8 protein-coding genes and 1 pseudogene are annotated in these 11,372 nt (G+C 58.6%); all 9 read right to left on the minus strand.

Features of this window, described 5'->3' with window-relative positions:
• Positions 1–471 (minus strand): annotated as a pseudogene (locus PDO_RS04140) (alpha-N-arabinofuranosidase); the annotation flags it as partial.
• Positions 472–584: 113 nt separating this feature from the next.
• Positions 585–1,505: an ArsR/SmtB family transcription factor gene (locus PDO_RS04145; RefSeq protein ID WP_007598235.1), complete on the minus strand. Its 921-nt coding sequence runs from the start codon at positions 1,503–1,505 to the stop codon at positions 585–587.
• Between the two features lie 192 nt (positions 1,506–1,697).
• The gene (locus tag PDO_RS04150; RefSeq protein ID WP_007598239.1) at positions 1,698–2,789 is read right to left on the minus strand and encodes a DUF2218 domain-containing protein; all 1,092 of its coding nucleotides are present in this window, start codon (positions 2,787–2,789) and stop codon (positions 1,698–1,700) included.
• 283 nt (positions 2,790–3,072) lie between these two features.
• Positions 3,073–4,812, minus strand: a complete 1,740-nt coding sequence (locus tag PDO_RS04160; protein ID WP_202803115.1) for a TonB-dependent siderophore receptor — start codon at positions 4,810–4,812, stop codon at positions 3,073–3,075.
• Entirely contained in the window at positions 4,802–5,527 is a 726-nt protein-coding gene (locus PDO_RS28685) for an STN domain-containing protein (RefSeq protein ID WP_007598243.1), read from the minus strand. The genes PDO_RS04160 and PDO_RS28685 overlap by 11 nt, the downstream gene beginning before the upstream one ends.
• A gap of 108 nt (positions 5,528–5,635) precedes the next feature.
• The gene (locus PDO_RS04165) at positions 5,636–6,631 is read right to left on the minus strand and encodes a FecR family protein (protein ID WP_037072614.1); all 996 of its coding nucleotides are present in this window, start codon (positions 6,629–6,631) and stop codon (positions 5,636–5,638) included.
• 186 nt (positions 6,632–6,817) lie between these two features.
• Entirely contained in the window at positions 6,818–7,333 is a 516-nt protein-coding gene (locus PDO_RS04170; protein WP_007598245.1) for an RNA polymerase sigma factor, read from the minus strand.
• A 315-nt stretch (positions 7,334–7,648) separates the two neighbouring features.
• Positions 7,649–8,953, minus strand: coding sequence for an HlyD family type I secretion periplasmic adaptor subunit (locus tag PDO_RS04175; protein ID WP_007598246.1), 1,305 nt, complete (start codon positions 8,951–8,953; stop codon positions 7,649–7,651).
• 37 nt (positions 8,954–8,990) lie between these two features.
• A partial coding sequence (locus PDO_RS26635; RefSeq protein WP_007598247.1) for a cadherin-like domain-containing protein occupies positions 8,991–11,372 on the minus strand: 2,382 nt, incomplete at its 5' end.

Raw genomic sequence — 11,372 nt, forward strand, 5'->3', positions numbered from 1 at the left:
GCCGTTCTGCCGACGCAGGTCCGACCAGTAGCTGCCGCCGGGATGATTGACATATTCGAGGAAGGCACGAGCCTGGTCGAGGCCGCGAGAGCCGAGATTGACCGCCAGCATCATGTCGGTTCCGGCTGCTTCAGCCCAGTCGGCAAATTCATGGATGCCGACATGGTTGGATTCGGAACTGTGCCAGGCAAGATCGAGGCGAACCGGACGCTCTTCACGCGGGCCAATTCCGTCTTCCCAATTGTAGGCCGAGACGAAATTGCCACCGGGATAACGAACGATCGGGACGTCCAGTTCGCGGACGAGATCAATGACGTCCTGGCGCATGCCGTTGGCATCGGCAGTTGGATGATCGGGTTCATAGATTCCGCTATAGACGGCGCGACCCAGATGCTCGACGAATGACCCGTAAAGACGCGCGTCGATCGCACCAATAACGTAACCGCTATGAACGGTTCCAACTGCTCGCATGTATTCCTCCCGTTTGTATCCATTATTTAGATACATATCATTATGTTTGATAAGATACACGGGATCGCCCGAGCGTCAACCCGGGGATGGAGCAATCCGCATTTCAATGCATGTCAGATTTTCAGGCGCAGGATGATGTCCTGGTCATAATTGCCGAAACCACGGCCAAAGATGTTGATCCCGCCCGGGTGTTCGGCCTTTTCCGGAACCTCGATGCGCAATCGGATCGAGCGATGTTCCAGCAGGTCCAGGTCGTCAAGACAGGTATCGGACACGCGAACGCCATCGATGAATGTACCGCCGGCTGTTACGCGAAAGCTCTTCAGGACCCCGTATTGGCTGCCGCGCAGTTTCCACCAGTCCGGCGTGTACTTGCCACGGTGGTCGCCGAAGTCACCCGGCGATGTCCAGATGGCAATCGACTTGCCGTTGATCGACAGCGTTATGTCGGAGGGCCAGTTGTCGGAGGTGCCTGGGACTTCGGACGAAAGCTCCAGCAGCAGCTCCAGTTCCTTGATGTCTGCGCCCTTGATCCGCGCGTTGTTGGGAAACTGGTAGTCGACATAGCCGCGTGTGAACCAGAGAAGCCCGGCCTTCATCCGTTCCGGTGCGAGGAAGGTGTCCGGACTGTCGAGATAGCCGATAATACCATCATGCGAGCACATGCCGCAGGGAGCCGCCACGTCGTAGCCGCTATAGAGGCCGACGGGCATGGCGACCTCGATTGCCTCGTCAGCCGTCTTTGCCGGGCCTGAAAACGTCAGGACAATCTCGTCATGGACGGCATGGCAGATCTTCTGGCTACCCTTGCGCGCCTTCAAGATCTCGGTGCGGACAAGGCCAGCCTCTTCCATCTGGTTGAGATGGGTTGATGTCGTCGACTGGGGCAGGTCAAGCACATCGGCGATATCGTTAACGTTCAACGGCCCGCGGGCATGCAGCAGTTCGAGGATGGCGAGCCTTGCAGGTGCGGCGAGGCATTTCAGGACATCCTTGCCGTCTTCCGGCGTGATCATCAGAAACCGGCTGCTCATCATTTCTCCTGCCCAAGTTTTCCGATTTGTATCAAGAAATATGATTTAATCAAGTGCGTCGTGTGGCTGAGTCAATGGCGCAGGCCAGGATGTGTTTCGCGGCTATCGGCAGTGGGCAATCAGCTTTGGGCTTCTGCAAGCTGCCCTTTCCGAAGGACGGCACGCGTTCTAGAGAATGCGTGCCGCGCAGTTTTACGCCGTGGCTTGGGTCTCTCCGCGCATCGTATTGTCTTCCTCTCTGGTCCAATAAGCGCTGACCGACATCAGGTGTCGATTGTGTCCGCGGGCCTTGAGCATGTCGCGGATCTGCTGCGCCTCAAGGCGTTCGCATCCGGCCCAGACATAGGTGTCTTCACCAAGCGCATCGGCGATGTTTCGCATGGCTTCGACAAGCAGGCCGCTTGCACCGGTCTGGCTCCCCTTCCGGTGCAGCCAGTGAAGTTCGAGCGATGCGCTGGACAACAGCGCTTGTTCCTCGCGCTCGTCTTCCACTTCGATAAAGGCGCGAAGCCGCGTCTCTACCGGCACTTCGGCTGCAATGCGGGCAATGGCTGGAAGTGCGGTCTCGTCGCCCAGCAGCAGGATATCGACAGCCTTCGGTACGCTGCTGCCGCCCGGGCCCATCAGGGCTGCATTATCTCCCGGCTTTGCATCGCGGGCAAAGTCTGCGCCCGGCATGGCCATGCCGTCGACCTGGTGCTGGACGAAATCGATCAGCAGTTCTTTGCGCGGGACGTCGATCGCCCGGATGGTGTAGATGCGCACGCCCAGTTCATCTTCGCCCTTTGGCCAGCATAGCCTGCCATCGGTGCCGATCGACGGCCATACGGGTTTTCTGTTTTTCGGTGGCATCAGAAGGCGCACATGCAGGCCGCCTTCGAGATAGGAAGTGACATCGTCACAGGTGACGGTCAGCCGGCGCATATGGGGCGTGACGGTTTCGGCCCGGACAATGGTGATCTCGCGAAGTGTCGGTGGGACGGTTGTTGCGACAGCGTCCGACCAACCAAGCTCGAATGGATCGTCACCGGCGAACATGAACAGGTGCTCGGCGATGACGCCACGCGCGATCTGCAGCGCCTGCTGGCTCGGGCAGGAAAGCTCGATCGCCAGCTTGTGGTCAACGATGCGGATTTCGGCTATGCCGATCTCGGTGCTAAGGAAGACGGCCGTGTCCTCCCGTCGCACATCGGCATGTTCGTCAAAATGCTCAAAGACTTCGTCGAGCATATGCTGCGCATCGACCGGCACGGCGATGCCCGACAGAGTGAAGGCATTGATCATGGTGTTGTTCTTTCCTTGCCATCGTGGATGGATGTTGTTGCCCTGCGTCGCATCGGAACAATCAGCGGCGTATGGGGGACGGGATCTGTGATGATCATCGACGAGATGCTGAAGAAGGCTTCGACGAGGTGTTCCGTGACGATGTCACCGGGGCTGTTTTTGGCTCGATTGCGCGGATTTCTCTTTGGGCGGAGCGCCACCATAAAGCACGTGATCAGCAGTCGGGTTGAAAACGGAAAACGCCCCCCGTTTGCACGGGAGGCGGGTAGGGCAAAAGCTGAGATTACCAGGTGTATTTCAGCGTGGCTTTGACAGTGCGGCGATCGCCGTAGAATTCCAGGTTCGCAAAGCTATCGTAGTGGGTGATGTACTTCTTGTCGAAGATATTGGTGGCGTTGACCGAGAGCGTCGTGCTGTCGGTCACCTTGTAGCTCAAGGCAGCGTCGACCAGCGTACGGGATGCAATGTCGAGTGTGTTGGCATTGTCATCGTAATTGCTGCCGACATACCGTGCGCCCATGCCGATGGTAAAGTCGCCGAATGTGCCGTTGCCTGGAATGGTATAGTCGACCCAGGCCGATGCCATGTGCTCGGGCACAAGTTCCGGACGGTTGCCTTCATTGGTGCCGATGCCGTCTTCGAGGATTTCGGCGTCGAGATAGGTATAGGCAAGCGTAACATTGGCGCGATCCGTGACCGCGAACTTGCCTTCCAGCTCCACGCCCTTAACATTGATTTTGCCGATCTGTTCGACAGCAAAGGATACGGCGTCTGCGGTCTGCGGCGTATTTTTCTGCGTCAGGTCAAACAGCGCGACGCTGAACAGCGCGTCCATGCCTTCAGGCTGATATTTTGCGCCGATTTCATACTGCCTGCCTTCGATCGGCTTCGGATCGTCGAGGCTGGTGGTGTAATAAAGGGCTATCGGTTCGAACGATTCCGCATAGTTCGCGTAGAGCGAGACTTCGCTGGTTGCCTTGTAGGTCAGGCCGATGCGCTTGGTGAAGGCTTCGGTGGTAAAATCGTAGTCGGATGCCCATGGGCCGACGGTGACCGATTGCTGGGAAACATTGTCATAGCGGCCACCGAGGGTCAGGATCCAGCGATCGTCGAACGTCAGTTCTTCCTGCAGATACACACCCTTTGTCAGCATGCTGCTGTCAGTGTCATTCACCGTATTCCAGGTGATGCAGGCAGTGCCGCAGTAGGCCGGATTGTAGATGTCGATACCGTCTGCATTGCCGTCATAGCGGCTTTCCTGCGAATCGGTGTTGCTGACGTCAAAGCCGAGCAGTGTACGGCTGTCGAACAGACCGAAGCTCGCATCATACTGCAACTGGTTGTCGAGCGCGATCTGTTGTGACTGGCCATAGACGGCGAATGCCAGGCGATCGTCTCCCGGGTCGGTCGTGCCGCCGTAGACTGTTTCATAGGTCAGGTCGAGGTCGGTATACCTTAGATTCTGGCGAAACTGCAGCCCACTACCGAAATCATGCTCGAACGCATAGCCGATGTTCTTTTCCACCGTGTCCATGGTTTCGAAATCCGGCTCGCCGACGAAAGCCGTTGTGTCGAGGCCGGAGCCGATTGGAATGCCGTGTCCGGTGTTGCCGTCGCGCTTGTTGTAGTCAGACATGAAGGTGAGTGATGTCGCATCGTCCGGGCTGAAAGTCAGGGCCGGAGCGATATAGATGCGGTCGTCCTGGCTGTAGTCGAAGCCGTTGCCGCCATCCTGCCACTTGCCGGTCAGGCGGTAGGTCCACACGCCATCCTCGTCGATCGGACCGCCGAAATCCGTCCCAGTCTCGATATGGTCCTCGCCAAACGTAGTGTAGACTTCGCCAAATTTCTCGTCCTGTGGGCGCTTGGTGATCGAGTTTACCAGGCCGCCGGCACTGTTCAGGCCAAACAGGGTGGAGGTCGAGCCCTTCAGGGCCTCGATCCGCTGCATGCCGTATGGCTCGACGCGGCTCCCCGTGAAATTGGAAACGCGCATTGGCAGACCATCGCGATTATTTTCCATTGCCGGTCTGGGCAAAGCCGCGCATCAGGTACCAGTCGTAACGGTCGTCGGAGCCATACATGTCGGTGGTGACGCCGGCTGTGTAGGCAAGAACCTCGTCGAGTTTCTTAACGCCCCGCCGATCCATTTCCTTCTGGGTCACGACGGAGACGGCGGCTGGCAAATCAACGATGCGCGTATCAGTCTTGCTGCCGGTGGTCGAATTCTGCGCGACAATCGTGCCATCCGGCCCGATCGCGCCGCCGCCGTCACCGGCAACGACGATTGTGTCGAGCACCGTGGCGCCGCCAACTGCCGCGTCCGCACCGGCCGTGGCCGTCGGGTCTATCAATGCTGCCTTGGTTGCGCCGGTGAGCTGGATGCGAAGCCCGGTTCCGCCCAGAAGCGTCTGCAGCGCCTGCGCCGAGGTCATGGAGCCGGAGACAGGGTGGGATGTCTTGCCGTTTACGATCTGCGAGGAATAACCGACCTCCCAGCCGGTGGTTCGAATAAAGGCGGAGATCGCGGCTGCGAGTGGCTGCGCGGGGATCGAGAAACTGACCGCCTGTTCGACTGCTTGCTCGGCCTGCTGGGCGACCGCCGGTGTCGTGATCAGCAGGCTGGAACCGCCAAGCATAGTGCCAATGACGAGTTGGCGCAGAATGCTGCGATTGCCGCTCGACACCTTGTTTCGGTTGATCTTGCCCGTGTCTCGAGCACCCGTATTACGCCCCATAGGAAATCCCTCAAACCATCATCGTAAGGGGCCGGTCTGCTCTTGCAGACACCGGCCATGAACAATTGACGAATGGGGGTTTTGAATCTCACAAAAAAAGTTGATTTTTTATTGAAGGATTAAGATTCCACCCGGCAGCCTCGATACTGTCGCACCCGCGGCAGAGGCCAGGGAGCGGATGGTTCCTTCCGGATCCGTCAGGCGGTAGTTTCCGCTGACGAGCATTTGGCCTATACGATTGTTGGCAATGATCACGGGGCTCGGGTAGTAGCGTCCGATCTCGTCGAGAACGCTGGAAAGCTGTCGCTCGGTGAACACGATGCGCCCTTCGAGCCAGGCGAGTGCGTTTTCGGTGTTGACGCTCAGCACAGGTGAAAGCGATGAGGCTGTTGCCGAGATCGACTGCCCCGGATCAAGATGCGCAGTCGAGGCGCGATCGGGCAGATGGACGACTTGAACCGCGCCATGCTGCAGGACAACAAGATCCTGCTGGTCGTCGGTTCTGACCGAAAAGCCGGTGCCCTTGACCTCCACCTCGGAAAAGTGCCCCGCCACCTTGAACGGGTGGGCTGCATCGGGGACTACATCGAAAAAGGCCTCGCCCTGCAGCAACCTCACAGAGCGCCTGCCATTGTCGAAATCGAGCGCCACGGCACTCGCCGTGTTCAGTGTCATGCGGGAACCGTCCGGCAGGTCCAGAACCTGCTTTGATCCCGTCGCTGTGTGGTAATCCGCCTGCCACCCGATCATCAGGCCCGGATATTGCTGGATGCCGACGGCAAGCAGGATGGTGGCTGCGATCGCGCCTGCCCAGAGCCCGACACGCGGACGTGCTGGAGCCCGAAAGGGCAGGATTTCACCACCTTGGCGCGCCAGTTGCTGCGTGGCGGCCTCCAGTTCCGGCATCGCACCCAGTATGACAAGCCTCGAATAGGTCTCGGCATGCCTTGGGTTCTGTCCGCGCCACTGCTCGAAGCGCGCTCTTTCCGCATCGTCCGCTGGACTCGACTGCAATCGCAGCAGCCAGTCCAGGGCAGCATCCGTTACCGGATCAGCATGCATATAGGTCTCTGCGTCGCGCACCTGCGTCCTGTCATTTGTCACTGAGGTCATCCGAAAGACAGTTGTGGTAAGGCATCGCCCTATCGTTGAGACGATTTTCGCCGTGCAATCTCACAAAAATACTCCTTCTCCAAAGTTTTCGGCTCGAACGACCTCGAGACGCGCGCCAATCGACTTGGGTTCCGTTTCGACCGCGTAGCGAAGGCAACGGTTTGGTCTGTGGTGCGGTCAAGAGCGGTCAGCCTTTTCAAGGGCATCGTGGCAATGTCCGATCGCCATTTTCAGGTCGTTGTAGACGGTGTTCGGGGAAACACCGAGATGTTCGGCGATTTTCGGATAAGGCCACTTTTCGATACGGCTCAGAATCCAGACGGTCTGTGCGCGCTTGGGCAGCCGGGAAAGCGCTGAATATAGCAGGGCAAGCCGCTCACGCTGGATCAGTGTTTCTTCGGGCGATGGCGCGGGAGTGGCCACATTGGCCGTTTCGCTTTCCGGGATGTCGTAGCTGACAACGGCTCCCGTCATCGCATGTCGCCTCAGATGGTCGATGGCCAGATTGCGTGCTGTCTGGTGGAGAAAGGCTTCCAGATGTTCTATCGGCCCGTTCTCGATCGCCTTGCGCGCCCGCAGATAAGTCTCCTGCGCCAGATCTTCTGCCGCTTGCTGATCATGCACGATACGCATGACGCCCCAGATCAGCGATTTGCGGCTCGACAGAAACGCGCTGTTCAGGGCGGCATACATTCAGGCGGCCTCACGGGTGACGCAGAACAAAAGCGAGGCGGCGAAGGGAATATGCGAACAGTCATGGTGGATGACGCTCTTCAATGTTCTCTCCGACGATCTGTCTGACACAGCTGTGTCTCGATGCGATGCGTCCGGACATAAAATATGGAGCGCTGGTGTCAAGTTTTATCGACGAAAAGTCATGAGGACAATCTGGGTAACAAAACATACCCGGCCCAAACTGATCAACGGGGCTGGAGGCGTCGAGGGCAGGCCATCTGCTTGGCCGACCCTCGACGTCCGATCTCTCAAGCCAGTCTTGTCTATCTTTGCCTATTCCTCGCGGAAAGCGCGCATGATCTGGTCCTGCATCGGTTTCGTCAGATAGGAGACCACCGTCCTCTCGTCCGTCTCGATATAGACCTCAACTGGCATTCCGGGCTGAAGCTTGGCGGCAAGCTGGCCAAGGTCGCTGCGGGAAAACGAGACGGTAGTCTTGTAGTAGGGAAGCCCTGTTGCTTTGTCGACGGAAGTGCCGGCGGCGACAAACTCGACCGCACCGCGCACTTCGGGCGTTGTCTGCTGGTTGAAGGCAATGAACCGCATGCGGGCCTGCTGATCCGTGCTGACGCGGTCGATATCGGTTGGCGCGACCTTGACGTCGACCCTGAGTTCGCCCTGTTCCGGCACCAGCGACATGATCGCCTGCCCGGGCGCTACGACACCGCCGATCGTATGCGCCTGGAGGTCGTAGATATAGCCGGTTTCCGGTGCCCGAACGGTCGAGCGATCCAGGCGATGGGCAACCGCGATTGCCCGCTGCTCAAGTTCGGCAAGCCGTGCATCGACGGTCAGGATTTCCTTCTGGACTTCCGAGCGGGTGTTCTGGTCGATCGAAATCAGTTTGATTTCCAGCTCGCTGGTTTCAGCCTGGGCTTCAGCGATCTTAGCCTCGATATCACCGATGGTGCCGCGTACCCGAACCATCTGGCGCCTCAGATCGCGTAGCTCGGACGTTTTTGTCAGCCCCTTCTCGATCAGGCCGTTCTGGATTTCGATTTCCTCGGCCAAGAGTTGTTGTTCCGCCTCGCTCGCCTTGCGCTGCTCACCCAATCCTCCGATCTGGTTTTTCAGCTGCGCCGACTGCATGCGCAACTGTCCTCTCTGGTTTTCACGCATCTTGCGATTTTCAAGCAGTAGCTTGCGTTCTTCCCGCTCGATCTCCGCCGGCAAGGATTTGCCATCAAAGACAAATGTCTCCAGGCCATCCCGCTCTGCAACCAGCCGGGCGCGCATGGCGCCCAATTGCTGGATCTGTGTCTGCAGGATGCCGAGTTCGATCTTTGCCTGGGTTTCATCCAGCTTTAGAACCACGTCGCCGCGCTTGACAAAATCACCGGCTTTGACCGGAATTTCGACGACGGTTCCGCCGTCTATATGCTGAATCTGCTTGATCTCTCCGGCGATGGCGATTTCACCCTGCGATATCACGGCGCCGGCGAGTTTTGCCTGCGCTGCCCACCCGCCGATGCCGACGATCAGAAACGCAGACAGCATGGTCGCCGAGATAAGACGGCCTCGGATGCCGTTGCCGCGAACATCGATCTGCTCTGGTCCGCTCTTGTCCAACTTGCTCATAGGATGGTCCCCTAATTCTGGTTGATGCGTCTTGTCGTCAAGCAATCTGGCCGTCTGGCAGGCCAAACGCGGTCAGGATGAAGTCTGAACTGTTCAATGGATTCTGGCTGATCACCATGAGTTCATAGTGGTCGTCGTCATCCAGATCGGTGATGAGCTGAACCACCTGAACGTCCTCACCATCCTCGGTCATTTCGCGGAACAGCTTGATCAAGGTCTTGTGGTCCTTGTCATCAAGCTCGGTCACCGTCGTGTCTCCGTCAGCGAATTGAAGCCGTCCCAATTCGCGGCCGAGCTTGGAGAAGTCGATCTTGTCGCCGATCTCGAAATCATGGATCTCGTCGCGGCCGCTTCCGGAGTTGGAAAGATGGGATGTTGCGCCGAAGACGAACACGTCATCGCCGTCGTTGCCGATCAAAATGTTGACGGCATTGCTGGCTGTCAGCCTGTCATTGGCTGACCCGCCGGTGGCATTCTCGACATTGCTGAGCATGTCCGACCCGATGTCATCGCCCTGTGCAAAGCCGCTATTCAGGTCTATATCGACGGAATTGGAAGCCCGGGATGCGTCATAGGTGTCGGATCCTTCCCCACCATCAACAAGGTCATCGCCATCATCGCCGACGTCACTGTCGCTTGCCAGGACCGCGGCCCTGAACACATCGTCGCCTTGTCCACCAGACAGCTGGTCATCGCCTGCGCCTCCGGTGAGTTCGTCTTGGCCGGCGCCGCCGAGGAGAGCATTGGTAGTTTGATTGCCGACCAGCACATCATTACCGGAACCGCCGGTGGCGTTTTCCACTTCGAAGACACGATCTGCCCCAATTCCGGTGCCAGTCGCGGTGCATGCCGCGAGATCGATGGTGACATTGGTCCGTGCCGTCGAAGCGTCATAACTGTCGGCGCCAGCGCCGCCATAAATCGTGTCGTTGCCGTCGCTTGAAACAATCGTGTTTGAGGCTACGTCATCCGACGACGGGATGTCATGCGAAAGAATGGTTGCTGTCCCGGCGACGAAGACGTCGTTGCCCTCTGCGCCGAGAAGCGCATCACTGCCAGCCCCTCCGGTCAGCGTATCATGACCGCTGCCGCCATCCAGGACATCATCGCCTGCATCCCCTGACAGCACATCATTGTCGGCATCGCCGAACAGGCGGTCATTGCCGTCGCCTCCAGACAGAACGTCGTCGCCTGCGCCGCCCTGAACAGAATCCTGGCCGTCTTCGGCAAATACGATGTCATTGCCGGCCCCGCCGAAGATGACATCGTTCCCGTCGCCGCCAAAGATCCGGTCATTGCCGTGTCCGCCATGGATGACGTCAGCGCCATCACCGCCAAGCAGAAGGTCATCACCATCATCGCCAAAGATCGTATCGTCTGCTTCACGGCTGTAGACGATATCGTCGCCGGCGCCAGCGAGGATGATGTCTTTTGACGGGGTGCCGAGCAGGACATCAGCGCCATCGGTGCCGATTGTCTCGCGGGCCGGAGTTTCATTCAGCGTCAACCATGCCCTGCCGCCAATCGTGCCCAATCCATCACCGATCGTATATTGAAATGACACCAGACCGACCATGTCGCGTGTCGGGGTGAAGATCCATGAATCCGTGCCATAGGCACGGATCGTTCCAGAAGCAGTCTCGATATTCGTAATCAGGAGACGATCGCCATCGGGATCGGTCGCGGCCCGCGCGAGGTCGGCCCAGGTCAGCAGGATCGACAGATTGGCAAGGCCAGTCCCCAGATAGAGTGGTCCCGTTGACACAGGTGAGCGATTGACCCTGTCGGATCCGCCACCACTATTCCCGTTCCCGTTCCCGTTCCCGTTCCCGTTCCCGTTCCCGTTCCCACCATTGCTGGGGCCATCGCCCGTCCAGCCGTTGCCGGTGTTGCCGTTATTCGGTGCAGGGCCACCTGTCATTGCGCTGCCGGAAGGTGCGGCACCGTTTGAGGCGGCCATCTGGAAGCCGAATTTAAGTTTGCCAAAGTCTTGCGGTGAGAAATCGAAGTTATTCGACCCACCGTCGATGCGGAATGGGCGGCTGGTTTGGCCGCGGTAGCCATCGTCTCTTGCGTAATCAACCGGCCGAAGGTCGGTCGACAAAAAATGATGGCGCACGAGGCGCGGCGTCATGCCGTCTGTCTGTCTGTAGTCGTCGATGAACTTCTTCCAGAATTCGGCAAGTTCCTCGGCCAGCATGCTCGCAGTGGACGCAGCCAGCATGCCCATGCCGCTGTCCTGCGCATCGCCCGCCGGTTGCCTACCGTCGCCGTCTCCATCTGTGTTCGGGGCCGGGTTGATGGTCTCCTGCATCCGGCCGAGATAGGTGCCGACGCCGATCGCAAGCAGTGCAAAGAAGGCATGGGAGAACAGAGGCTTTTCCTGTGGCTCCCGGCTGTCAAACCGGCGTGCGGGAGC

The organism is Rhizobium sp. PDO1-076 (assembly GCF_000247475.1).
Classification (GTDB): Bacteria; Pseudomonadota; Alphaproteobacteria; order Rhizobiales; family Rhizobiaceae; genus Allorhizobium.

Bases quoted from the DNA above. Each gene is read 5' to 3' on its own strand.
- PDO_RS04145 (WP_007598235.1), bottom strand. From the start codon at position 1,505: ATGAGCAGCCGGTTTCTGATGATCACGCCGGAAGACGGCAAGGATGTC.
- PDO_RS04150 (WP_007598239.1), bottom strand. From the start codon at position 2,789: ATGATCAATGCCTTCACTCTGTCGGGCATCGCCGTGCCGGTCGATGCG.
- PDO_RS04170 (WP_007598245.1), bottom strand. From the start codon at position 7,333: ATGTATGCCGCCCTGAACAGCGCGTTTCTGTCGAGCCGCAAATCGCTG.
- PDO_RS04175 (WP_007598246.1), bottom strand. From the start codon at position 8,953: ATGAGCAAGTTGGACAAGAGCGGACCAGAGCAGATCGATGTTCGCGGC.
- PDO_RS04160 (WP_202803115.1), bottom strand. From the start codon at position 4,812: ATGGAAAATAATCGCGATGGTCTGCCAATGCGCGTTTCCAATTTCACG.
- PDO_RS28685 (WP_007598243.1), bottom strand. From the start codon at position 5,527: ATGGGGCGTAATACGGGTGCTCGAGACACGGGCAAGATCAACCGAAAC.